This window comes from Streptomyces sp. NPDC056347 (genome assembly GCF_042262625.1).
GTDB lineage: Bacteria > Actinomycetota > Actinomycetes > Streptomycetales > Streptomycetaceae > Streptomyces.
The window spans coordinates 1-24,265 of the sequence record NZ_JBHJQP010000065.1; the positions used below are offsets into that span (position 1 = coordinate 1).

The 24,265-nt window shown below is 64.5% G+C and carries 27 protein-coding genes; 26 read left to right on the forward strand and 1 reads right to left on the reverse strand.

All coding sequences use genetic code 11. The features are described from left to right. Positions 1-108 precede the first annotated feature (108 nt). Entirely contained in the window at positions 109-1,578 is a 1,470-nt protein-coding gene (locus ACFCV8_RS17110; RefSeq protein ID WP_376686153.1) for a recombinase family protein, read from the forward strand. Between the two features lie 1,017 nt (positions 1,579-2,595). Here ACFCV8_RS17110 and ACFCV8_RS17115 read toward each other — a convergent pair. Further along, entirely contained in the window at positions 2,596-2,910 is a 315-nt protein-coding gene (locus ACFCV8_RS17115) for a hypothetical protein (RefSeq protein WP_376686154.1), read from the reverse strand. A 92-nt stretch (positions 2,911-3,002) separates the two neighbouring features. Here ACFCV8_RS17115 and ACFCV8_RS17120 point away from each other — a divergent pair, with 92 nt between their 5' ends. From ACFCV8_RS17120 to ACFCV8_RS17240, 25 genes are all read left to right on the forward strand, one after another. Beyond that, positions 3,003-3,350 (forward strand): HNH endonuclease, encoded by a 348-nt coding sequence (locus ACFCV8_RS17120; RefSeq protein ID WP_376686155.1) that lies wholly within the window; start codon positions 3,003-3,005, stop codon positions 3,348-3,350. Positions 3,351-4,177: 827 nt separating this feature from the next. Further along, positions 4,178-4,708, forward strand: coding sequence for an HNH endonuclease (locus ACFCV8_RS17125; RefSeq protein ID WP_376686191.1), 531 nt, complete (start codon positions 4,178-4,180; stop codon positions 4,706-4,708). Next, entirely contained in the window at positions 4,669-5,166 is a 498-nt protein-coding gene (locus ACFCV8_RS17130; protein ID WP_376686156.1) for a phage terminase small subunit P27 family, read from the forward strand. Before ACFCV8_RS17125 ends, ACFCV8_RS17130 begins: the two co-directional genes overlap by 40 nt. Positions 5,167-5,206: 40 nt before the next feature. Then, positions 5,207-6,844 carry a terminase large subunit gene (locus ACFCV8_RS17135; RefSeq protein WP_376686157.1) on the forward strand — a complete coding sequence of 546 codons (1,638 nt, stop codon included), beginning with the start codon at positions 5,207-5,209 and terminating at the stop codon, positions 6,842-6,844. Positions 6,845-6,859: 15 nt separating this feature from the next. Further along, positions 6,860-7,228 (forward strand): hypothetical protein, encoded by a 369-nt coding sequence (locus ACFCV8_RS17140; protein WP_376686158.1) that lies wholly within the window; start codon positions 6,860-6,862, stop codon positions 7,226-7,228. Continuing rightward, positions 7,218-8,291 carry a phage portal protein gene (locus ACFCV8_RS17145; RefSeq protein ID WP_376686159.1) on the forward strand — a complete coding sequence of 358 codons (1,074 nt, stop codon included), beginning with the start codon at positions 7,218-7,220 and terminating at the stop codon, positions 8,289-8,291. The genes ACFCV8_RS17140 and ACFCV8_RS17145 overlap by 11 nt, the downstream gene beginning before the upstream one ends. Then, on the forward strand, positions 8,291-9,271 hold the full coding sequence (locus ACFCV8_RS17150; RefSeq protein WP_376686160.1) for a hypothetical protein: 981 nt from the start codon (positions 8,291-8,293) through the stop codon (positions 9,269-9,271). The genes ACFCV8_RS17145 and ACFCV8_RS17150 overlap by 1 nt, the downstream gene beginning before the upstream one ends. A gap of 14 nt (positions 9,272-9,285) precedes the next feature. Next, positions 9,286-9,846, forward strand: a complete 561-nt coding sequence (locus tag ACFCV8_RS17155; RefSeq protein ID WP_376686161.1) for a hypothetical protein — start codon at positions 9,286-9,288, stop codon at positions 9,844-9,846. A 101-nt stretch (positions 9,847-9,947) separates the two neighbouring features. After that, positions 9,948-10,904 carry a major capsid protein gene (locus ACFCV8_RS17160; RefSeq protein ID WP_376686162.1) on the forward strand — a complete coding sequence of 319 codons (957 nt, stop codon included), beginning with the start codon at positions 9,948-9,950 and terminating at the stop codon, positions 10,902-10,904. A gap of 197 nt (positions 10,905-11,101) precedes the next feature. Beyond that, a complete protein-coding gene (locus ACFCV8_RS17165) occupies positions 11,102-11,653 on the forward strand; it encodes a hypothetical protein (RefSeq protein WP_376686163.1) in 552 nt (183 codons plus the stop codon). Further along, the gene (locus tag ACFCV8_RS17170) at positions 11,650-11,997 is read left to right on the forward strand and encodes a hypothetical protein (protein ID WP_376686164.1); all 348 of its coding nucleotides are present in this window, start codon (positions 11,650-11,652) and stop codon (positions 11,995-11,997) included. Before ACFCV8_RS17165 ends, ACFCV8_RS17170 begins: the two co-directional genes overlap by 4 nt. Then, positions 11,997-12,251, forward strand: coding sequence for a hypothetical protein (locus ACFCV8_RS17175; RefSeq protein ID WP_376686165.1), 255 nt, complete (start codon positions 11,997-11,999; stop codon positions 12,249-12,251). Before ACFCV8_RS17170 ends, ACFCV8_RS17175 begins: the two co-directional genes overlap by 1 nt. Beyond that, complete coding sequence (locus tag ACFCV8_RS17180) at positions 12,244-12,648, forward strand: hypothetical protein (protein ID WP_376686166.1); 405 nt, start codon at positions 12,244-12,246, stop codon at positions 12,646-12,648. The genes ACFCV8_RS17175 and ACFCV8_RS17180 overlap by 8 nt, the downstream gene beginning before the upstream one ends. 33 nt (positions 12,649-12,681) lie before the next feature. Then, the gene (locus tag ACFCV8_RS17185) at positions 12,682-13,245 is read left to right on the forward strand and encodes a hypothetical protein (RefSeq protein ID WP_376686167.1); all 564 of its coding nucleotides are present in this window, start codon (positions 12,682-12,684) and stop codon (positions 13,243-13,245) included. A gap of 45 nt (positions 13,246-13,290) precedes the next feature. Next, entirely contained in the window at positions 13,291-13,602 is a 312-nt protein-coding gene (locus ACFCV8_RS17190; protein WP_376686168.1) for a hypothetical protein, read from the forward strand. Between the two features lie 389 nt (positions 13,603-13,991). Next, the gene (locus ACFCV8_RS17195) at positions 13,992-16,385 is read left to right on the forward strand and encodes a phage tail tape measure protein (RefSeq protein ID WP_376686169.1); all 2,394 of its coding nucleotides are present in this window, start codon (positions 13,992-13,994) and stop codon (positions 16,383-16,385) included. 12 nt (positions 16,386-16,397) lie between these two features. Next, positions 16,398-17,249 (forward strand): hypothetical protein, encoded by an 852-nt coding sequence (locus ACFCV8_RS17200; protein ID WP_376686170.1) that lies wholly within the window; start codon positions 16,398-16,400, stop codon positions 17,247-17,249. A gap of 367 nt (positions 17,250-17,616) precedes the next feature. Further along, on the forward strand, positions 17,617-19,473 hold the full coding sequence (locus tag ACFCV8_RS17205) for a hypothetical protein (protein ID WP_376686171.1): 1,857 nt from the start codon (positions 17,617-17,619) through the stop codon (positions 19,471-19,473). 13 nt (positions 19,474-19,486) lie between these two features. Further along, positions 19,487-19,744: a hypothetical protein gene (locus ACFCV8_RS17210; protein WP_376686172.1), complete on the forward strand. Its 258-nt coding sequence runs from the start codon at positions 19,487-19,489 to the stop codon at positions 19,742-19,744. A 95-nt stretch (positions 19,745-19,839) separates the two neighbouring features. Further along, positions 19,840-20,832, forward strand: coding sequence for a peptidoglycan-binding protein (locus ACFCV8_RS17215; protein WP_376686173.1), 993 nt, complete (start codon positions 19,840-19,842; stop codon positions 20,830-20,832). A 95-nt stretch (positions 20,833-20,927) separates the two neighbouring features. Then, positions 20,928-21,182 carry a hypothetical protein gene (locus tag ACFCV8_RS17220; RefSeq protein ID WP_376686174.1) on the forward strand — a complete coding sequence of 85 codons (255 nt, stop codon included), beginning with the start codon at positions 20,928-20,930 and terminating at the stop codon, positions 21,180-21,182. A gap of 65 nt (positions 21,183-21,247) precedes the next feature. Then, on the forward strand, positions 21,248-21,757 hold the full coding sequence (locus ACFCV8_RS17225; protein ID WP_376686175.1) for a hypothetical protein: 510 nt from the start codon (positions 21,248-21,250) through the stop codon (positions 21,755-21,757). 194 nt (positions 21,758-21,951) lie between these two features. Beyond that, positions 21,952-22,737, forward strand: a complete 786-nt coding sequence (locus ACFCV8_RS17230; RefSeq protein ID WP_376686176.1) for a hypothetical protein — start codon at positions 21,952-21,954, stop codon at positions 22,735-22,737. Positions 22,738-22,821: 84 nt separating this feature from the next. Continuing rightward, entirely contained in the window at positions 22,822-23,520 is a 699-nt protein-coding gene (locus tag ACFCV8_RS17235; protein WP_376686177.1) for a hypothetical protein, read from the forward strand. A 73-nt stretch (positions 23,521-23,593) separates the two neighbouring features. Further along, positions 23,594-24,265 (forward strand): DNA cytosine methyltransferase (locus ACFCV8_RS17240; RefSeq protein WP_376686192.1); only part of this gene is annotated, 672 nt, incomplete at its 3' end.

The window sequence follows — 24,265 nt, forward strand, 5'->3', positions numbered from 1 at the left end:
AGGGAACACCCCACCCCTCGGAAGGTCTGACCTTCCGGCCGGTACAGCGTTCCAACGAGCGGTGTGCCCCTGGAGAAATCGAGGAATCCCGTGGTCCCTATCACGTCCATGCAGACGACCGCGCACGCCGTGCCCGCCACCTTCCAGCCCGCCCCCCGTATCGCTATCAGTCTCCGTCTGTCCCGCTCGGACGATGCATCCACGTCGCTAGACGTGCAGCGCAAGGCGTGCCATACGTCCATCGAGCTTGCAGGATTCGACCCGAGTACCGCCGTGGAGTTCATAGACGACGGAGTGTCCGGCGCTACCCCGCTCGCTGACCGCGAGGGCATGTCCGACCTGATGGCGTACCAGCCGACCCACGTTTGGGCGTGGAAGCTCGACCGGTACAGCCGCAGCGTGCGCGAGTTCCTGCAACTGGTCGAGTGGGCGGAGACCCCCAACAAGCGCGTCATCCTCGCCACCGCTGACGGCTCGCTGAACACTGCCACCCCGGGCGGTCGCCTCATTGCGCTCATCCTGGTAGCCCTCGCCGAGTGGGAACGCCAGATGATGACCGAGCGCATTTTGGCCGCGCACCAGGAGCGGCGGGAACAGGGCCGATGGATTTCCGGCGCTGCCCCGTTCCCCTACAAGATCACGCGCGAGCACCCGAAAGCCCCCGCTTACCTTGACTCTGATAGCGCCATGGTCCCGTTGGTCATCAAGGCCGTGGGCGAATTGCTGGCGGGCGGGAACATCACCAGCACCGCGGAAATGGTGCCCGTGGGCCGCCACCAGTGGCGGAACCTTCTTACGGGCGTGGTACTGCGCGGGTGGCGTATGCACAAGGGAAAGCTAGTCGTACAGAAGGACGGAGTTACCCCCGTCCAGTTCGCTCCGGAAGTTCTCGACGCTGTGACGTACGCGCGACTGCAAGCGCGCCTTAAGGAACTCGCCAACGGCGAGAAGATCAACCACGCGGGCACTCCCCTGTTCGCTGACTACGTATGGTGCGGGAAGCAGGGGTGCAAGATGAGCGGCGGTGTCACCAAAGAGGGGAAGCAGCTTTACAAGTGCGTCAACGGGCACGTCACGATTCTGGCCGAGATCCTGCACCCCCGCATAGCCGAGTCCTTCCGCGAGAACTTCGGAATGGAACGTCTCTTCACGGCGGTGCACGCGGGCGGGGTGGACCACACGGCAGCCCTGGCAGACCTTGAATCGTCCCGGCAGCGCATCATGTCGGCTATCGCCCTGGTGGACGGTCCCTCGCTCGCCGACCTGACAGCCAAGCTCACCGACACCAACACCACGATCCAGCGGTTGAAGGACGAGCACGACCCCGAGGTAACGACTACGTACGTCGAAACCGATACGTACCTGTTCGAGGCGTGGGAAGGCGGAAGCGCCGACAAGCGCCGCGCCATGGTTGCGGACAAGGGGCTTCACGTCGTGATCGCCCCCCGCTTCACCGTGGCGGACCGCGTGGACCTTCGGTGGGGGGTGTTCGGGGATGAGTACACAATTGCCCCTGCCGGTAACCGGCGAGCGGTGCGGAACAACCCTGCCCCGAAGATCCTGACCCCGAGCGCTTAGGACACCCAAGACAGCCCCGGTCGGTCCGCGTGACCGTCCGGGGCTTTCTGCTGCCCGGAAACCGCTCTACGGGCAGCACTCTTGGCGGAGCTGAACGACCGGGCGACAACGAGAACGCGGAACGGGGCACCGACGTGATCACGTACGCCAATGCAGCCGGCGAGCGGGCCCCGGTGAAGGGGTGGACTGGCAAGACGTGACACGGGTCCGTCCGCGGTAGGCTCGCCGCGCCCCGTGCCGACATGGAGCGTGCGGAGTAGGGGCGGCGCATCAGGACGAGTCCGAGAATGCAGTACACCCGCCCCGACCGGCCCCGGTAGTCCCTCGCGGACCGCCGGGGCTTACTGCTGCCCGTACACGGGTGCGTGGGCCCTCTCCGGCTCGCCCTTGGCGGGGCCGCTCGACAGCGAGAGGCGAAAGGGTGTTGAGGGTGTCGAACTTCGACACTTTTTAGGGATAGCAAGAAAAACCTAAAGAGAAGAGAAAACGGGGTCTCATCCAGCACCACCGACACCGTTCGGCACCCTCGGGAATCCCTCGGTCCCTATAACTGGGGCACCAGGGAGAGACCGAGCCCCACAGCCCGCCGCACAACGCGGACAGGCCGCGGGAATCCCTCGGTCCCTATAACTGGGGCACCAGGGAGAGAGCGGGAATACCGCGCACCCACCCCGAGGGGGAAACCGGCGGTCCGAGTACCCGCACTCTCTCAGCGTTGCCCGTGCACCACGCGCCCCGCGTTACCGGGGTGGCCGCGGGGGTCGTGAGGCAACGCAAAACGGGGACCGCGCCGCCCACAAGTAACCGCCCGACCAGGGCGCCAAACGGGGTTGTAAGCGCGTGCGGTCCCCACGTTGTCCCGACGCTCAATGAGCGCCAGGACGACACCATGCCCGCTGACCCAACGGCTAGAGGTGCGCGGTACCGGCCCCCTCGGGGAGAACCGGAAGCAATCCGCAGAGTTCCCCGGTTCGAGTCCGAGGGCGGGCACGCAACACAGACGGACCGGTCCTCGGTCTACTCCGCGGGGCGCAGGACTTCCCGCACACGGTCCAGCCCAACGCGCCGAATCAGGGGCGTAACGGGAACGCTGAACTTCACTCCGGGTTCGTCGCCAACGTCGATGACGCGTTCCGGGAACAGCCCCGCACGGGCTTGGACCAACGCGTCCTCGGGGTCCATGTCGAGCACTTCCGCGGCTTTGGCAAGCGGGACCGTGGGCGGTAGTTCGTAGTCGGGGGCGTTGCCGTTCCCGTCGCCGCGCACGGTCAACACGATGTCGCCGAGCGGGTCCATGCCCGCGCTCACGTCGGGCCGTTCATCACTGGTCATGGCTTCAACGCTACTGACCGCGGGGGCCGCCCGCACCGCACTTGCCGACCCACACGGGGGCAGTGACCAGAACTCACCCCAGGGGGCCACACATGCGCTGTATTGACTGCACGGAGCCCGCGACCCATCGGGGCCGCTGCAAGGCTCACCACGGGGCGTACGAGGGCCGTCCGAACGTCCGCTCTCGGCGGGCACGGGGCCGACGACGGGCGAACCGCCGTGATGCTGCTGCGAGGCTCCGCCGACGAGTGCAGGAACGGGGCTCGGCCTGGTGCGACTGGTGCTTGGGCGACTTCCCCGCGGATGGGGTGGACGTGGATCACGTGCGTCCGCTGTCCCTCGGGGGTGAGGACGTGGCGGGCAACGTTCAGGTTTTGTGTCACGGGTGCCACCAGCTCAAGACCGCAACCGAGTTCGGCGGTGGCCGTATCGGGGCCTAGCGGGTCGTCCACCAGGTTGTCACAGCGCCTATCGCTGTGGTGAGGAGCCCCAGCAGCCATCCGGGGACGCGCTGGATAGTTACATGCAGTCCGCCACAGCGGAGTTCAAAGTACGGCGCGGCGGAAGGTTGGGACTGTTTCGTCATGCCTCCATGCCTATGCGCCCGAGACCCGCGAGGGCTACCCCCTTCGGTGTTGCGCTTTAAACGCAACACCGCGCGCAACACCCCCTACTCCCTTGGGAGGTGATCCCCCATGCCCCGCAAACCCCGCCCCCCGTGCTCTGTCCCCGGGTGCCCGGAACTGACCCCCCGTGGTGGTCGCTGCCCGAAGCACACCAGGGAAGCGAACGCGGACCGTGCCTCGCGTGGTGGCGCTGTCTACACAACCCGTTGGCAGCGCATCCGGCGTGCGTACCTGTACGCAAACCCGTGGTGCGTGCTCTGTGGTCGAGCCGCGAACGTTGCGGACCATTTCCCTTTGTCGCGCCGCGAGTTGATTGCTCAGGGCGAGTCGAATCCTGATGTTGCGAAGCATCTGCGTCCGCTGTGCATCGCGTGTCACAACCGCGAGACCGCTCGCAATCAGCCTGGTGGATTCGCCGCGGAAGCACGGTCACGGCGCGAGGCGAACGAACGCCCGCCGTTCTGACCAGGGGGGTACTCCCCTCTCCTCCCGAGATTGAGCGGCAGGGAGGCAAAACACTTGCGCCGCAACTGACTCCATTTGCGCGGACGGATACGGCGAGTAACTGAATAGTGGGGGGCGTGATGGGCCGCAAATCTCTGCGCGAGCAACGGCAGTGCGCCGCGTGCGACTCCCCGTTCATGGCGGGACGTTCCTCGGTTACGCGGTTCTGTTCGCGGGCGTGCAACCTTCGGACGCTTCAAAGAGGGCCGACCAGTCGCCGGACCCGAGCCAGGCGCAAACTGCGCCATGCGGCCGAGGGGCGACGGGGCAAGCGCACATGGCAGCAAGGCCATTGCATCCGCTGCTCACTGCCGTTCGTCGGTTCGGCAAAGGTGCTCCCGTACTGCTCGGCGGACTGCCAACGCAGCGACGACCGAGATAATCGGCGAGCACGCGAACGAGACGCGTTCGTTGCGCCGGTCTATCGGGCCCGCATATTCGAGCGCGATTCCTGGACGTGTCAGCTTTGCGCCGCTCCGGTTGACCGGACAGCCAAGGTCCCGGCCCCGCACGCGCCGACCATTGATCACATTTTGCCGTTGGCCAATGGCGGGACACATGAGCCCGCCAACGTGCAGACGGCGCACTTTATATGCAACTGCACCAAGAGCAATCGAGAGGGGGGACCGTGGCTGACCCGACCCGTAGAAAGCCCGCTTTGCAAGTGATCCGCGAGGGAAACCCCGGAAAGCGCCCTGTGTCCGAGGGGGTCAGTGTTCCGCCCGCCGAACTCACCGAGCCGGATTGGACGGACACATTCGCGGACGTGCCCGGGGACCAGCGGGCGGTAAACGCCCGATGCCGGGACGTTGCGTCGCGTGAGTGGCAACGCGTCGTCCCCGTGCTGGAGTTCACGGCGGGCGTTGGAACGGTGGACACAGCCACGCTCACGGATTATTGCATCTGCGTCGCCCGCATCGACCAGTGCGAGCGCGAGATTTCCGCTAACGGGATTCTCATGCAGGGCGAGCGCGGGTGGCAGAAGAACGGCGCTACCACAATTGTCGGGCAGTACCGCACTCAGCTTGCCCGCTATATCGGAGAACTCGGCTTGTCCCCGTCTGCGCGTGGCCGGCTGACTCCGCCGGACGACCGCGGGGGCGAGGATGACGGGATCTTTGACTGACGGGCTGCCGGTCCCGTATGAGGCACTTCTAGAACTCGGGTTGACCGAGGACGAGATAGCCGACGCGGTGAAGTCCCGTCCGCTCGTCCTTGCCCACCAGGCCCCGCAGCGCGAGGGAGCATATTTTGATGTGCCCGCCGCCCGCCGAGCCATATCGGCTATCGAGACCATGAAGCACACGAAAGGCCGTTGGGGTGGATCACCGCTCAAACTCGCCCCGTGGCAGAAGGTTTGGATCATCGCGCCGGTATTCGGTTGGCTGTGGCTCGACCCCGAGCTAGGCCGTCCCGTCCGCGTGGCCCGAACCGTGTGGATCGAGGTTCCGAGAAAGGCGGGGAAATCAACTCTGTCGTCGGGTATCGGCCTGGTGCTGCTGCTCGCCGACCGCGAGATAGGCGCGGAAGTCTACGCGGCAGCCGGCTCGCTCCCGCAGGCAGAGCGGGTCTTTGACGACGCTAAACGTATGGCGCTGACAAGTCGCGCTATCCGTGGTCGTGTTGAAGTGCTCCGCGGGCTTATCCGCGTTCCCCGTACCGGCGGTGTCTTCCGGGCCCTCTCCAAAATCGCTGAAACCGCACACGGGCTGAACGTCTCGGGTGCCATCGTGGATGAAGTCCACGTGCACAAACGGCGCGACCTTATTGACGCTATCGAGACCGGCACGGGCGCCCGCGATCAACCTTTGGTCGTCTACATCACGACTGCTGATGAAGGCACCGAGGGCAGCATTTACGACGAGAAGCACACATACACCCGCCGCTGTGCGGACAACGTGATTTCCGACCCCGGTCACTACGGGGTTATTTGGGCTGCCGAGGAGGGTGACGACCCTTACACTGAGGAGACTTGGCGTAAGGCAAATCCGGGATTGGGTGTCTCGCCCTCGCTCGCCTACATGCGCCGCGAGGCTGCTAAGGCCAAGTCCACCCCGAGCTATTTCCCAACGTTCTGCCGGCTGTCCCTGAATCGCCGTATGCGCTCGTCCTCGCGGTGGCTTCCGCTTCCGCTGTGGGACGAGAACGCGGGGGCCGTGGACGAGCAACGGTTCCGCTTTCGGCGGGCATGGGGTGGGGTGGACCTGTCCGCGGTGTCGGACCTTTCGGCGTGGGTCCTGGTGGTTGAGTCCCGTAAGCCCGGGGTCGAGCTGGAATTGGTCTCCCGCTTTTGGCTGCCCGAGGAACGCATAGACGAGCTGGAGGCACAGCTACAGGTACCGCTTAAACAGTGGGCGGACGACGGGCTGTTGACGCTCACCGAGGGCGACGCAATCGACTACGGGGCGATTGAGAAACAGATCATTGCGGACTGTCGTCGGCTCGACGTGCAGCGAATCTCTTACGACCGCATGTTTGCCGGTCAGCTTGTCCAGCGTATCGAACAGAAAACCCGCGGCGTGGAAGTGGTGCCGGTCGCGCAGACGTATCTAGGCATGAGCCCCGGCAGTAAGGAACTTGAAAGGCTGCTGCGCGAGGGCCGTCTACACCACGGCGGAAATCCGATCTTGCGTTGGAACGCGTCGGTAGTCGAGGTGTACCGGGACGGGAACGACAATCTCCGCCCGGTTAAACCGGACCGCGGGAAGTCGAGCGCCCGAATCGACGGGATCGCAGCGACGGTTATGGCGCTGGACGGTTATGTCCGCCGACCGCTTAAGCGGGCTCGTGCTGCGAGCGCTTAGCACAAGGGGGGAAGTATGGCGGAGACACCGCTACAGATGACAGAGCGACTGTACGGCAAGCTGCAACGTCGCAGGCACGCGGCTAAGAAGTGGTCCGACGCGTACGAGGGTGACCGGCCTCTGTTGTTCGCGTCGCCGGAATTCAGTACGCAGACCGGCGGGCTCTTTGATGAGTTCTCCGATAACTGGTGCGCTGTGGTGCCCGACGCAACGGTTGAACGTCTTATGCCGATTGGCTTTCGTCTGGAAGATGGGTCGATCGACAAGGATGCCGGTAAGGCGTGGAAGCGTTCCGAAGCAGATGTGGAGATTGGTCTAGCGCTGCTGGAGGCTCTTATCACGGGGCGTTCTTATGCTCTGGTCTGGAATAACGATGGCAGTTGAGATCACCTTTCAGAACGCGTCCAGTGCCATAGTCGAGTACGTCCCTGGTCGTCGCCGGCTCCGTAAGGCGGGGCTCATGACGTGGCGGGACTACGACACCGAGTTTGCAACGCTGTTCACGCCGAGCATGATCTATCGGTGGCAGCGTCCGACTCGCGAGGGCGGGCAGTGGACCGGTCGCACTGTGGGGCTTTCCCGGGGCGAGCCTAGCCATGTGCCGAACCCGCTAAAGGTGGTGCCGCTGGTCGAGCTTCCGAACCGCTCGCGGCTACACGGGAAGCCCCGCAGCGAGATAGCGACGGTCCTTCCGCTACAGGATGCGGTGAACACCCTGTGGGCCCACCTGATGACCGCTTCGGACGGTCTCGCGCTGCCTGCCCGTGCGGTGCTTGGGATGGACCGGCCCGTCCGCGAAATCGTGGACCCCGAGTCGGGTGAAGTGGTCGGCGAGGAGGATCTACCGCTAGACCGGTTCCGGTCGGACCGTCTGCTGTGGCTTGAGAAACAGGGCGCGTCCATCGCGGAATTCTCCGCCGCTGATCTCGACAACTACTTGCGTGTTATCGCTGTGGCAGTCGAGCACATCGCAGCGCAGACCCGCACCCCGCCAAGCTATCTAGCAGGCACTCTCGTGAATGTCTCGCCCGATGGCGTCGCCGCATCGGAAGCGGGACTAGTCGCAAAGGTCACGGAACGCCAACGCCATTTCGGCTCGGCGCTCCGCGAGATCATGCGACTAGAGGCACTGGCACAGGGCGAGGCTCGGCGTGCGGAATCGCTCGCGCTCGGCTCCGTGGTGTGGAGAGACCCGCAGTTCCGCAGCGATGCCCAATACTCCGATGCACTGGTGAAGTTGAAGAGTATCGGCGTGCCGGATGAGGCTCTGTGGGAGCGGATTCCCGGGGTCACTCCGGACGAAATCGCACGGTGGAAGACCATGCGCACGGATGCGGCGGGCGCAATTCTCGGCGGGGACATGTCCTCGCTGTTCGGTGTGAAGCCGGACCAGGCCGGTAGCGACGACCAGGCCGACGAACCCGAGGACGCCGAGGAGGCTGCCTAGTGTCCCGCACGGCCGAACTGTCCGCCGAGCGGTACACCCAAGTCCAGAGCATTTCCCGGGCCGTTGTGGCGGCCGTGCAGGGGCTTTGGCGGGACGTGCCCGCGGACCGCATTCTGTCCGCCATGCAAGGCGAGGCGGGGCGGGCAATCCTCGCCGCGGTGACCGCCGGACAGCTCTCCGCCGTACAGGGGGCCCAACTGTTCGTCGGTGCGTCCATGGCCGCGCAAGGGGCGATTGCGGCCCCGCTCGGTCTGCTCGACCCCGCGGCCCTGGTCGGCATTGCTGCGGACGGTCGGCCCCTCGCCTCGCTGCTGCAACTTCCGGCTATCACCACGGCTCGGGCACTGGCAGCCGGCGAGAGCACCGAACTTGCGGCAGCCCGAGGGCTTACCCAAATGGCGATGATGGCAGCGACGCAGATTGCGGACGCGTCCCGTACGGCTACGTCCATCGGCATGGCCGCGCACCCGCGCTGTATCTCGTACGTCCGCGTTGTGCGGCTGCCCGCGTGCGCTCGGTGCATCATCCTGTCCGGTCGCCAGTACAGCTACTCAACGGGCTTCAAACGGCATCCCCGCTGTGACTGCGGAATGGAGCCGATGACCGATGCCGAGTGGAAGCAGACCAAGACACCCGAGGGCTTGTTCCGTGAGATGAGCCCCGCCGAACAGCGGAAGCGACTCGGGGAAGCGGGGGTCAAGGCACTGGAGCGCGGGGCGGACCTTGGACAGATCATCAACTCACGCCGCGGAATGGCAACCGCGGCGACCGGTCGGGGCCCAATGCGCGTCACGACCGAGGGCACCACGAAACGCGGTATCGGGGCTAAGGCCATGGGTGCCACGTTCGAGAAAGTCCCGGGCCAGAAGTACGCACGGGTCCGCGAGGCGCGGCTAATGCCAGAGACCATTTTTAAGCTCGCCGGGGGCTCCCGCGAGCATCAAATAGCCATGCTCAAGAAACATGGCTACATCGTTTAACAGGGGGATTTCCAATGGCAGATGACCCGCAGAACACCCCGGGCAACGGTCCCGAGGGCGAGCCCGGTACGGCTCTCGGCAGTGAGCGCCAGGGCGAGGCGGGCAAGGGGGCCGAGGGCGGCGACCAGGCCGACGCGGTGAAGACCGCCGAGACCGCCCGAGCGGCTGCCGAGAAGCGAGCCACGGACGCAGAGGCGGAAGCCGCGCGGCTCCGCCGCTCGAACGCAGCGACCAAGGGCACTGACCTTGACGCGCTCCGCGCGGAGGTACGGGCGGAGTTCACGGAAGCGCTGGTTCGGGCCGAGCTGCGCGCCGCTGCTGCCGGTCGGCTCCGTGACCCGGCGGACGCCCTTGCGCTGCTGGACATATCCTCGCTCGCCGGCTCCGGGGGCGATATCGATGCTGCGGCGGTGGCTGCTGCCGTGGACCAGCTCGTCAAGGACAAGCCGTATCTTGCGGTCGCCGAAACCGACCCCGCCCCATCGTGGGGCGACGTGGGGGCGGGTCCGCGTGACACCGCCGAGCCCGAGCCGGCGACCCCGCTAGACCGTCTGCGGCGCGCGTACGACGCGTAAGCGTCCTTTCCGCAGGAACGATCCTGCAACCCGTTCCAGGGGACGCACCAAAATAGGTGCCGTCCCCTTTTTCATGCCCAAAATCAGGGGGAATTCAGCACATGGCACTTACTCTTCCCGAGGCTGCCAAGCTCAGCACGACCGATCTTCAGCGGGGCGTGATCGAAACCTTTGTACAGGAGTCCAGCATTCTGGACCGGCTGCCGCTGCTGCCCATCGAGGGCAATGCCTACGCGTACAACGAGGAGGCAACCCTTCCGGGCGTCCAGTTCCGTGCGGTGAACGAGGCTTACGCCGAGAGCACGGGCACCGTGAATCAGAAGTCCGAGAGCCTTGTGATTCTCGGCGGTGACGCCGACGTGGATAAGTTCATTGTGAAGACGCGCGGCAATTTGAACGATCAGCGCGCTATTCAGACGCGCATGAAGATCAAGGCCGCTGCGTACAAGTTCCAGGACGCGTTTTTCAACGGCGACGTTGCCACCGAGCCGAAGGGTTTCGACGGTCTGCGTAAGCGGCTCGTCGGCGCTCAGGTGATTTCGGCGGGCACGAACGGCGCTCCGATCGTGGGCGAGGACGGCAAGGACTCTCACGCGTTCTTCGACCTGCTCGACGCCCTGATTGGGGAGGTCCCGGGCCTGACGAACGCTAATGGCGCGCTGTACGCGAACCGCGCGGTTATCGCAAAGATCAAGTCCGCGGCTCGCCGGATCGGTGGTTACGAGATGGTCCGCGAGGCTCTTACCGGGAAGGTCGTCGCGACCTACAACGGCATTCCGCTGCTCGACCCGGGCCAGACTGCCGCCGGTACGGACATTCTTCCGCAGACGGAGACGCAGGGCACGGCCGAGAACGCGTCCAGCATTTACGCTGTGCGCTTCGGCCAGGCCGAGGACGACCGCGCGGTAACCGGTCTCACCAATGGCGGTATTCAGGTGTCGGACCTCGGCGAGCTGGAGTCCAAGCCGAGTTACCGCACCCGGATTGAGTTCTACACCGGTCTTGCAGTTTTCGGTGGCCGTGGCGCTGCTCGCCTTAACGGCGTTCTCGCTCAGTAATCCGAAAGGGGATACGGAATGCCACCGCGTAAGCGGGCAGCGTCCGCCCCGAAGATTCCGCACACGGATTCTTGCGGTGCCCCGGAACGGGTCGAGAGCTTTCCGGTTCTCGATTCCTCCGGGGCCCCGCGGACTGTGACGCGGTGTCTGGCGTGCGGCGCTCAGACAGTGAAGTAACGACGGGGAGGTAACGCGTTATGGCACTCCCCGCATTGGCCACGCTCGATGAGCTGGCCGCGTGGATGCAGCGCGAGCGGGACGAGCTGCCCGAGGGGGCCGCCCTGGTGCTCGACACCGCGTCCGCCATCGTCCGCGACGAGGCACGGCAGCGTTTCACCCGGGGTACGACGACGGTCGCTCTCGCGCCCCGGGACCAGGTGGTCATCCTGCCCCAACGTCCGGTCGTAGCAGTCGAGTTGGTCCGAGCGGGCGGGCGGGAGCTGGGGCCGGATGAGTACCGGTTGTGGCGTGACGAACTGTGGCTCGACGGCTCGTACGGCTCCGTCGTCGTCACGTACTCCCATGGGTACACCGACGTTCCCGCCCCTGTGCGGGCAATTGTGCTCACCCTCGCCGGACGGGTCCTGACCAATCCCAACGATCTTCGGCAAGAGTCCGTGGGCAGTGTGTCCGTGACATACGCGGCCGAGACCATCGGCGCGAGCCTCGCCCCCATTGAGCGGGACCAGCTTGCCCGGTACCGGCCCCGCGCTGCTGTTGTGCAGCTCGGCAGGGGGCGGCCCTGGTGACCGCGCTCCACTACACACAGACGGTCGTGATCGTCCGGGCCCCGTTCGTTGTGGACCGGTACGGCAACGAGACCAGTGAGCGGGATTGGTCGAGCGCGACCCGGACGACCGTCCGCCGGGTCTCGGTCCAGCCCGTCACGTCCGCCGAGGACGACGGGGACCGCCCCGCGGTGACCACGGGCCTACGGCTGACCACGCGCCGAGGGGTTGACATCGGCCTGATGCCCGGGGACCGCGTGGTTGCCGTGGGCCGGCTGCTGGAGACGGACGGAGATGTTGCGCGGTGGGTCGTCGGGGGGCGGCTGCACCACGTAGAGGCACGGCTTAAGGAGGTGATCGGCTGATGCGCTTCCGGCCGAACATGACCGGGATTCGCTCGCTGATGCGTACCCCGGAAGCGGGGCGGGAAGTCGAGCGGATTGCCTCGCGTATCAGGTCCTCGGCCGAGGGCTCGACCGGTGGGGAGTTCCGGACCGACTCGGCGTTGGGGCCGCGCCGTTGGCGTGCTGCGGTCATCGGCAATTACCAGAAATACGGCGACGCCGAGGGCACCCGTAGCGCGCTGCTGCGGGGCATGGACGGGGCCGGTAGTGACTAGACCGGTGGTCGTCATGCCGGATGCGGTGGCGGTCGTCACGGGCTATCTGCGGGGCGCTCTCAAGGCGCACGGGAAGCCTGTGCCGGTCGTCTCCCGCGTTCCGTCCCTGCGGCCCACCGAGTTCGTCCGGGTGCAGCGCATCGGGGGCACTCAACAGACGGTCGTGTCCGACCGTCCACGGCTCGATATTCATTGCTGGGGCGAGAGCGAGTCCGCCGCGCATGATCTCGCGGCGCTTTCCCGCGCGCTGCTCGGCGACATTCCCGGGGTCCGTGACGGGGTGACCGTCTACCGGGTGACCGAAGTAGGGGGCCCGATGTGGCTGCCCGATAGCGAGACCAGCGCCCCGCGTTACGCGTTCGCCGTGGAAATCCACATGCGCGGACGCGCGCTCTAGAAAAACCTTCCACTCACAAACGGGGGGACACCTATGTCTCTTAACGCCAATGCTGTGCGCGTTGCCGTTACCGGCGCTGCTTATGTGGCCGCGCCTAAGTCCACACTTCCGACCGATGCGACAACTCCTTGGGATGCCGCGTTTACGGATATCGGCTGGATCTCTGACGACGGGATCACCGAATCCAACTCTGCGGACGCAACCGAGATTAAGGGCTGGCAGGGCGGTGCCACGGTCCGGAAGGTCATTTCGTCTAGCGAAATGTCTTTTTCCTTTACTGCCATCGAGACCAGCAAGACCGTTCTTGAGCTGTACCACAAGGGCTCTCAGGTGGTCACGACTTCCGGTAAGTCGGTGCTTGCGGTCAAGGCTCCGGGGCCGGATCGGCGCTCGTTCGGTTTCGACGTGATCGACGGCAACAGCCATATCCGGATCGTGGTTCCTGACGGCGAGGTCACCGAGACCGGCGATATCACCTACAAGGGCGACGAGGCCGTTGCCTACGAAATCACCGTTACCGCCTATCCGGGTCCTGACGGAACCGTGGCGATCAAGTATTCCGATGACCCCGCGTGGGGCTCGGAACCTGCGGCTTAATCCCGCACAGAAACGTTCCGTCTAGATCAACAAGAGGCACAGCATATGAGTACCGCATTTGACCTTGACGTGTGGGTCAAGGAAGCCCGTAAGGAACCTTTCCGTTTCACCCTGGCGGGGCAGCTATTTACGATGCCTGCCGCTGGTGAGCTGGATAAGGCGATTCTCAAGGCAGTAAACGTGGATAACCCGTCTGCCACCGACATTGAGACTCTGCTTAAGCACGGTCTCGCCGACCAGTGGAAGCAGTTCGATTCGGTTCCGGCTCCGCTCGCTGCTCTCGGTGAGCTTTTCCGGCAGTGGCAGAAGCACGAGGGAACTCCGCTGGGGGAATCCTCGGCCTCTGCCGACTCCTGAATGAGCACGGCGAGGCCATAGAAGCGGATTTGCAGCGGTACTACGGTATCGATTTGCGAGACCTTTTCCGCCCCGGATCGGGGCTCACTTGGCGTCGGCTCCGGGCCCTGGTGGTCAATCTCCCGTCCGATTCGGCATTGGCCCGGACGATGGTCGGCCCGGATTCCGTCTGGACGCTGGAAACGCAACTACTCGCGGCGGTACATGACCGCTTGAGCGAGGCCAATTGGCAGCGAGGGAACGCCGGGGCGAAAAGCCCGAGCCGGCGACCGCAGCCTATTCCCCGCCCGGGGGTCCGTACGGACCGGATCGGCGGGACGAAACGCGACGTGCGCGAGGTCGCTGGATATCTCGCGCGGTTCCAGCCGGATAACGGGGGGTGATCCGGTTTGGCTGTTGAAGTGGGAATGGGCTACGTGTCCATTGTCCCCGAGGTCGAGGGTTTCGCGAGCCTCCTGCAAAGGCAGGTCACGGGCCCCGCGGAAAACGCTGGACAAGAGGGCGGGCAGGCAGCCGGCGAGGGCTTTAAAGGCAAGATGGGCGGCATTCTCAAGGGCGGTCTAGCCGCTATTGGTCTCGCCGCTGCTGCTGTCCTGACCAAGGGCTTTATGGATGCGCTCGACCAGGGCGCTATTAACGGCAAGATCCAGGCCCAATTGGGCACGACGCCCCAAGAGGCGGCCCGGTACGGAAAGGCCGCGGGACAGCTTTACGCCCACGGAGTTACTGACTCGGTGGAGGAAGCGGCAGACGCAATATCCGGCGTCATGCGCTCGGGCATTCTCCCGCCGGATGCCACCAACGCACAGATCGAGTCCATTACTGGGAAGGTCACCGACCTTTCAAAAACATTTGAGCTGGACCTAGGACAGACCAGTAACGCGGTCGGGCAGATGCTCAAGAATGGGCTTGCCAAGGACGGTACAGAAGCGCTCGACATTCTGACTGCCGGAATGCAAAAAATGGGTCCGCGCGCCGATGACATGGCGGACACCATGAATGAGTACAGCACCAAGTTCCGTGACTTGGGGCTGTCCGCCAAAGACGCCATGGGGCTTATGTCTCAGGGTATGCAGGCGGGTGCACGAGATACCGATACGGTCGCCGACGCTCTGAAGGAATTTCAGATTCGGGCAACCGACGGGTCTAAGTCCAGTAAAGAGGCGTACGAGGCTATCGGCCTAAGCGCCGAGGGCATGACTAAGAAGATAGCCGCGGGTGGCCCTGGTGCCCGTGAAGGGCTGCAACAGGTCCTTGACGGAATCAAGGCCATTAAGGACCCTGCGGAACGCAACGCGGCGGCTGTCGGACTTTTTGGCACGAAGGCCGAAGATCTCGGACAAGCCCTGTTCGCTCTCGACCCGAGCACCGCTGTAAAGGCACTCGGGGATACGGGCGGCGCCGCCGAGAAAATGGGCGACGCATTGCACAACAATGCGGGTGCTCGGATTGATCAGTTCAAACGCTCCCTCGAAGTCGGTCTGACCAACTTCATGGGCGACAACGTGATTCCCGCGCTGACTTCTTTCGGTAGTTTCCTTGGGGCCACGTTCGGGCCCGCGCTCAGTCAGGGAAAGGAACTCGTCTCCGGTTTTTTCGGGGTGTTCTCTGGCTCGTCCGGCGCGTCGTCTATCAACGCGTTCGGGCAGTCGCTCGTATCCACTGGCACCACCCTGCGGGATAACTTTCTTCCTGGATTGCAGGGGCTTGTATCGGTTGCGCAAACGACCGTGTTCCCGGCGCTAAAGGGACTCGGCAACGTGCTGTTCAATCAGCTCGTCCCCGCGTTCATGACGCTTTACACGAACGTCGTCGGCGCGGTCGTCCCTATTCTTTCGTCGCTCGGCAGCATCCTGCTGGAGGTCATTTGGCCCGCAGTGATGCGCGTCTACGCGTCGATAGTCGAGAATTTGCAACCGATCTTCGCGGCCCTGTCGGATTTCATATCGCAGCGCGTAGCCCCTGCCGTTCAGATGATCGGCGAGAAGCTGCGCGGAGTGGTCGAAAAAGCGCGCCCGCTTATCGAGGTTGTGACCTCCGTTGTGTCGTGGCTGGCACGCCTCGCGGCGGACATTCTCGGCGCCGTTATACCCGTGATTATCCGACTCGCCGGCCCCATCTTTTCCGGGCTATTTTCGGCCCTAGGAACCGTGATCGGCTGGATAGGTGATGTCATCGGATTCGTAGGGAAGCTGGGCAAAGCTTTCCTTGACGCTGTGAAATGGATTTCAGATTTCCATGTCAAGGCGCTGATAGCCCTAGGAAAATTCCTCATATGGGTGCAGGGGCTACCGAAGAAGATTGGCTCTGCTCTCGGCGACTTCGGGCGACTGCTGGTCAGCAAGGGTAAAGACCTTGTCATAGGTCTATGGAATGGGATTGTGGGCATGGGTGGATGGCTAAAAGACAAGCTGTTCAGTTGGGCCAAGTCAGCTATCCCCGGACCGATCGCTAAAGCCCTCGGAATCAACTCTCCATCGCGTCTCATGCGAGACGAGATCGGCCGTTGGATTCCGCCGGGCGTGGTCGAGGGAATCGACGCCGAACAATCCACGCTGGACGCCCGAATCCAATCGATGGTCGCCGTGCCACGTATCGACCCCGTGAAGGTATCCGGACCCGTCCGGGTGCAGAACGCGGCGAACGCTGCCCGCGACAAGGCAATTGCGGCGCTGCTGCGGGCGCTGGAGGACGAGCGGGCTCGGGAAATCGTGGTCCGCATCGGAGAGTCCGAAATTGCCCGTGCGGCGGCCTCCGGGCATCGGCAACTCGCAAGGAGGTAAGGAGGGTTGGGAATGTGGATCGGTCAGCCCGGGGCGCTCCGTGAGATTACGGATGGTGCGTCGTCGTTCGACCGGAGCCCGGACGTTGCAGTTTCCGAGTTCCGGTCTTTGGCCGGCGGGGTGACCGTGTGGGCCCCGTCGCTAATCCCGCGCCGGTACAAGATTGCGTGGGATGCGATGGGGCCCGGGGATGCGAGCCATATTGATGGACTAGCGCGACAGGTCGCCTATATGGGGCCTCTTGTCGTGCTAGACCCGCTCGCATCCAATCTCTTGAGCGGCCAGCAATCCATCGGAAGGGGTGCGGCCTCTCAGTGGGGCTATGTGGCAACGGAAGTCAAGTTGGTTGGGGTCAACGCGCCCCCGGTAAGTCAGGTGGCCAACGTGACTGCCCTTCCCGCAAGCGGAGCAACGGAAATCGTGTGGCTGAATCCGTCGTGGTTCGGATACCCGGTCGCCAGTTGGCAGCCTGTCACGTGGTGGCCTTACAGCCTCGCTAAGTACGCGTCATCAGCAGTGGAAGGGCTGTATCTCCATTGGTACAGCTCTGCCAATACGCTGATCAGTTCGTCCATGCAGTCAGATTCAACGCGTCCACTGGTGGCGAAAGCACCCGGCAATGCGGCATTCGTTCGTCCCGCGGTACGCCTTAAGGCAACAGGCTTTTTTACTCTGGGACTGTCCGTTCTCGCCCTCGGCGATACCGCGGCAGACCTGCTCGCGGCGGGTGCCTCTCTGCCCGTGGGCGAGGGGAGCCCCAGTTTCAGCATCACGGCATACCGCAACGTTGCAACTCCAGAGAACGGCTATTACCGAGACATTGCCCTCGATCTGGTGGAGGTGACCAGTAATGCAGTCGGCTAGCCCCGCGCTTACTGCTGCCCTTGCTCTCGGGCAGCGCTCCGCCGCACACGTGCTCAGACTGGGCGGACGTGACATGTCGGCACAGGTAACGAGCTGGACCCTGGATCGGGCGTATGGGACCGACCTACCCGAGGCCGTACGGGCGTTCAGCGGGTCCACCAGCGCACAACTCGCCGTGGACGTGGCGGGCACAGGTGGCAACTCTGCACCAGCGCTGTACGGGCCGTGGGCCCCCCGCAGTACCGGGGACACAGCGCGCCCCGGACAGTCGGTCGCCCATGGGTGGGGTGTGAGCGGGGAAGCGCTGGACTCGTTCCGCGGAACCGTCCGCGCCCGGTCGGCCGAGTCGGGCACGGACACCGTACGCGTGACGGCTCTGGACGGTGCCGAGCGTCTGCGTCAGCCGGCGCGACTGCCCTACCCCGATATCCCGCTTAAGTCTGTCGAGCCCTGGACTTTGACGTACACGTGGGTTACGTCATGCACGTGGATAATAGATCACCTCTTGCGTAATGCCGGAATTCACACCTGCCCACCGCCACGAAGCACAGCAATTTTCTACGCGGCCTTTCATGGTGGTGCCGCTCCGTCTGTTGGCGCACTGGACGACTTCAAAGGGCTGTGGGGGTACTGGCAAAAGAAAGCGGCACCGTTCGAGAGCGTGGCCGACGCAACATTCACCACGCTTGAGGCAAACTACTTCCCCGCCACAGCGACAATCAATAGATCGCTGTACGGGCAGTGGCTAGAGGGTTGGATTAACAATTCCACCGGCGATCCGGCGAAAGACCAAACCATTCGCTACCGGCTGACTTACAACACCGGAAGTGGATACCGGTATATCACCATGGACGCGAATTTCTACACGGGAAAGCTGGTCGCCTACCACGGCACCAACTATGACCCGACCCAGAATCAGCAAGTCTCGTGGACGGTCACATTGGGCCCGCCGGGAACTTTTCATTTCGGCTGGTGGCTTAAGTGGAGTTCTACCGGAGTGCCGACGATCGCGCCCGTTATCACCCGCCCTGACAAGACCGTGTTTGTCGGGAACGATGGAATCCTGGCCGCCACTCCGTCACCAGCTGGTGAACTCGGGGTGATTAACCTAGTCATGACTAATGTACGTGCCGAGGCTTTCCAGGTTTCTTGGCACGCGACAAAGCCAACGACTCCTGCCGAACGCACCTTGACGGGGACGTGGACCAAGGGGGCGACGCTCGGTGAACCGGGCTTCCCCATGGCAACCTTCCCGCGTGTGAGCGGGGATGCCTGGTCGGTCATCACGGATATAGCCCGCGCAACGCTTTCCACGGTCGAGTTTGACCGCGACGGTTTCGTGCGGTGGCGGGACTACACCCGTTGGGCTCAAGTACCGACGCAACCGCATCTCACCGTATCTGCTTCGCGTGAGCTTGCGGGTTTGTCAGTCACCGAGGAAATCGACGCGTGCCGCAATGATGTGACTGTCAAATGGCAGAACTGGGAGGGGTACGGTTACGAACTGTTGGGTATCGAGGATATCCCGGAAATGCCCATAACGATTCAGGCGCAAGGGCTAATCCGGAGAACAATCCCGATCAACGACGACCGCTTTGATCCACTGCTTCCAAGACTGAGTGGCGACTTTAACGGGTTGGGAAATCTCGTCATCCGACAGAATGCCCTTACAACTTCGGCTGTTGTGCGCGGAGCTGCCGAGTTTCAGGTGATGCGCGACGGCGGAACTGTCTCTCTGACGGTTTACAACCGAACCGGAACGACCATCGTTTACCACGGCTGCAACATGGTTGCGGTACGCCCTGCTACGAACACGGGAAGTCCGGTAACGGCTCTCGCCACCGAGCGGGATACCTCTAGTCAGTCGGCGTACGGAGTGCAGTCCTATGAGCACGACGGGACGCCGTGGATTCAATACGGAGGCACGGCGTCCAGTGTTGCGAAGGCGCTTTTGGCAGCTTCCGCATTTCCGTCCCCGCAGCTTCAAAGTGTGGAGGTCCTGCCTGACCCGCGCATTGACCTGGGCGACGTGGTCCGTGTGGTGGATACAACAGGGGCTCAACTCGACACCCTTGCTTGGGTCGTCGGTATTCGCACCGAGGGCAGCCGTGCCAGTGTGCGACAAACGTTGACGCTCCGCGGCGCTGCGAGTAACGGGGCCCCCGCCGACTCGGGGCTGACACCGGACCCGCCAACGCGTCCCGGAGCGCCGCCGCCTAACTAGAAAACGGGGGGAAATGGAAGAGGGGCACGACGACCCGTTGGGCGTTCGCATCGGAGCCCGGGAAATCTACGACGAAGTTGTTGGGCTCCGCGGCGACGTTCAGCGGCTCGGGCAGCAGGGGGAATCTGTGGACGAGACGCTAGAGGATCACGAGACGCGCATTAGGGGCCTTGAGAGTGAGCGAGGCAAGTTCGTGTTGCCCGTCGCTCTGATTACCGCTGTGGCGACCGTGGTTGCTGCGGGGCTGACTGTCGCACGCCTCGCCGGCTAGGACGCCGAACAGAACCACCAGCCCCGTTCGGGCTTATCGGGCGGGGCTTTCCCATGCCCAAAATCAGGGGGATTTGAATGTCAGGTGTTGACGCCATGCTGACCGCCGCTGCTGCGGACGTCGGCTATAAGGAGGGCCCGAATAACAAGACCAAGCACGGGGCTTGGTACGGGCTGGATTACAACCCGTGGTGCGATATGGCGGTGTCCTACTGGGCACAGCAGAGCGGTAACGCTGCGGTGGTCGGGCGGTTCGCCTATTGCCCGTCGCACGTGAATTGGTTCCGTGCGCGGGGTCAGTGGGTGAGCAAAAATGCGTCCGCAAAGCGCGGGGACATTGTGTTCTATTCGTGGGACGGGGGTCCGGTCGCCGATCACGTCGGCATCGTCACCGAGGATGCCCCGGCGGGCGGAACCCTGCACACCATCGAGGGCAACACGAGCGCGGGCAACGCGGGCAGTCAGGGCAACGGGGACGGCTGCTACCGCCGGACCCGTCCGCGTACGTACGTTCTCGGGTTCGGGCGTCCCGCCTACCCGGGCAGCTCGTCCGGGGGCAGCTCGTCCCCCTCGCGGGCCCGGGTGACCATTGGCGGTCTGTCGTACGGCTACGGGGCCAAGGGTGCCCACGTGACCCGGGTCGGTGCAGCACTGGTTAAGCGCGGGTTCGGCAAGCACTACGCCGAGGGCCCGGGGCCCGTGTGGAGCGACGCAGACACGCTCAACTACCGGGACTTTCAGCGGTCGTTGGGCTACGTCGGCGTGGACGCGGACGGGGTGCCCGGACCGGCCAGTCTTACGCGGCTGCTCGGCTCGACCCCGGGCAAGCCCGCTGCCCCGAAGTACGCCCCGTTTCCCGGGGCCGCGTGGTTCAAGAAGCACCCGCGGAGCCCGCTCGTGACCGCCATGGGTCGCCGGCTGGTTGCCGAGGGGTGCAGCGCGTACAGCGACGGTCCGGGCCCGCAGTGGACCGAGAGCGACCGCAAGAGCTACGCGAAGTGGCAGCGAAAGCAGGGGTTCGGCGGAGCCGACGCGGACGGCTGGCCGGGTGCAAAGACCTGGTCGGCGCTCAAGGTCCCGGCGGTCTGACCACGGCCCGTAACAGCGGTCCCCCTCGGCGGGGACCAGCTCGGGAACGCAAACGCCCGAGTGTTCACACTCAGCAACTTTCAGGGGGAACACCTATGCAGTTCATCAAGACCCATCCGGCCCGTATCTACGCCGTTGCGGTCGCCGCTCTGGCCCTGGTCGCCCACTACGTCCCCGAGCTGCCGTCCGCGCTCGTCCTCGGCCTGGTCGCCGCGGTGCTCGGTACCGGTGAGGCTGTCCAGCGCGCCGAGGACCGGAAGACCGCCGAGACCGCATCGGCCGGCGAGGGCCCCGCGCTCGACGAGCGCCAGGACGACGACCAGGCCGACGCCGACGAGCTGTCCGCGTGAGCTATCGGCACGTCGCCTTGATGGGCCGAGCGGGGTCGGGGAAGGACACCGCCGCCGCTCGGCTCGTGAGCCGGTACCAGTTCGTTCGGGTGGCGTTCGCCGACCCGCTCAAGGACTCCGCCCTACGGCTCGACCCGATCGTTGGGGCCGAGAGCACGTCGTACGGCTCGCTCCCGATCCGTCTGTCTGACGTGGTGCGCCGGTACGGATGGGACCGCGCGAAGAACAGCTATCCCGAGGTACGGCGCACGTTGCAGAACCTCGGCGAGACCGTCCGCGAGGACGACGCGGATTTCTGGCTTCGCATGGCGCTGGACAAGGTGCGCACCGCTGACCGGTGGTCGCTGCCCGTCGTCGTCTCCGATGTGCGGTACGCGAACGAGGCAAACGCACTGCGCGCAGCAGGGGCCCTCATGGTCCGCATCAAGCGGCCCGGGGCGAGCGCGGGGGGCGAGGCCGCGCGGCACGTCTCCGAACTCGACCTGGACGCGTACCCGGCGGACGTGACGATCCCGAACACGGGGACGCTCGGCGACCTTGACGCCCTGGTGGACGCGCTCGCGGTCCGCCGCTGACCGGCGGGTGACGGGGTGGTGAAAGTGACCCCTGTCTTTCTTTCTCTTGGTTTTTTCTTGTTCACCAAAAAAGTAAGGCTATTTCGTCACCTCATCACCCCTCGCCCCGCTGGTCGCACACAAGCACAGCAATACGAGGGGGAACCATGGCCGGAGCTATCCGGACTATCAAGCGCGGGGGTTCACGGTGGTACGTGGACCCGGTAACCGCAATCAAGTACCCGGGGGTTACCAGCATCGTCGCGATGCTCCCTAAGCCCTTTCTTGTCTGGTGGGCGGCCCGGATGACCGCAGAAACGGCCGTGGCCAATTTGCCTGCCGTGGCGTCGATTGCCGAGCGGGACGAGGCGGGGGCCGTGGACTATCTGCGGAACGCGCACAGCCGCTACACCAAGCTGCGGGCCCGGATCGGCAGCGAGGCTCACGACCTTTTCGAGCGCATGGCGAGGGGCGAGGCCATCGGCCGTGTGCACCCCGATCTAGAGCCGTACCGGGCGGGGTTCGCCGAATTCCTGGACGTGGTGCGCCCCGAGCTGGTCCGCGCGGAAGATATTGCGTGGTCTGACTCGCACGAGTACGCGGGTTCGTTTGACGCGATCCTGCGGGTTCGGCTCGGCGAGGACGGTAAGCCCGACCACCTGTCCGGCGAGTGGCACACCCTGATTGTGGACTGGAAGACGAGCAAGTCCACGTATCCCGATGTCGCTTTGCAGATGGCTGCCTACGCGCACGCCGACAAGATCGTTGCCCCGGACGGGAGTTCCGAGCCCATGCCGGAATTCGACGGTGCGGCGGTACTCCACATCACCCCGGACGGTTGGGCTTTTAAGCCCGTTCGTATCGACCGCGAGGTGTTCGACATCTTCCTGACGCTGCGGAAGGTGTTCACGTGGGACCGCGACATTTCTAAGACCGTGCTCGGCCGTGCCATTGCCGAGAGCGCCCGCCGGCTCGTCACCGGTACGCAGCGCCGCGCGTAATCCCGCACCCATCACGCCAGGGCGGGCCGAACCTACTCGGCTCGCCCTTTTTCATGCCCAAAATCACCAGGGGGACCAACCAGCATGGCTATTCGCATCTTCGAGACCGACCCGTCCGCCAAGCCCAAGCAGTCTTTTTCGGATGACACCGTAGGCCGTTTCCACGGCGGAAAGCAGGAGAACGGCATTCCCGTTGCCCTTTCCGAGTGGCGCGTAACGACCGGCGACCCCGAGGTTGCCGACGCTATCGCTCAGCTCATGGGCGGTACTCCGGTCGAGACCGATTCCACGTCGGAGAATTTCATCGAGATTCTGACCGACCGGGATAAGGTCAAGGTCGTTCTTTCGGGCCCGGACGCTATCTCCTCCGACCTTAAGCTGTGGAACGGCTCGGCGCTTATCCACCACTGCGACGGTGTGGAATTCCTGTCTCCCGAGGAGGACAAGGGTAAGCCGTGCCGCTGCCCCGCTCTGATGGAGGACCGTAAGGCTGCTGCAAAGGCCAAGCGGGGCCCGGCGCCTTCCATTGCGGTCACGTTCCGCATTGCCGAGGATTACGACCTTGGCCTTTTCAAGCTCCAGACCGGTTCTTGGAAGCTCGCCGAGGTTCTGCACGAGGTGGAAAACGCACTCGACCGCGTAGGCGGTGAGGCTCTGTGCTCCATTGAACTGGAGCTGGTCGAGTACACCACTAAGAAGGGTCGCGACGTTTCTTACCGCAAGCCGGTAATTCGCGTTCTCAAGGCGTGGTCGGACGCTATCGCCGACGAGCCCGCTTACTAATCGCGTGGCGGTGAGGGGGCTCCGGACGGACATTCCCGGGGCCCCCTTTCCTGCCCCTCCCGAGGGGGATCACATGCCCATTCTTGAGCTGTGCGCAGGCTATGGCGGGCTCGGCCTCGCGGTCGAGCGGCTGACCGGTGACCAGGTGCGATACGTCGCCGAGACCGATCCGGCAGCCTCGCAGATTCTCGCGGCACGCTATCCGCACGCCCCCAATCTGGGGGACATAACCAAAATCGACTGGTCGCCCCTCGCGGGAGAGATCACCACCATTACGGCCGGGTTCCCGTGCCAGGACATTTCCATTGCAGGGAGAGGGGCGGGAATCAATGGCACGCGCTCGGGTATCTGGACGCACGTCACCGACGCCATTCGCACAATTCGACCGGGGCTCGTGTTCCTGGAAAACGTTGCAGTCATTCGAGGCCGCGGAATGTCCGACGTTCTCGGGGCACTGGCCGAGATCGGGTACAACAGTCGCTGGTGTTGCTATAGGGCATCCGCAATTGGCGCCCCCCATCACCGAGACCGATGGTTCTGCCTCGCCGTACCTGAAAACCCCGACCGCGAATCTTGGGACGAATGGCGGGGCACAGCACCCGCATATTCGTACTGGGAAACGCCCCTCGCGGGGGGGGGGGGGGGGGGGGCCCCCCCCTGCCCCCCGACCCCCCCACCGCCAAGTCCGCCGCGGCACACTGGCCGAAGCAACCCGGCGCCGGGGGCGGGGCGGGGGCGGGGGGAT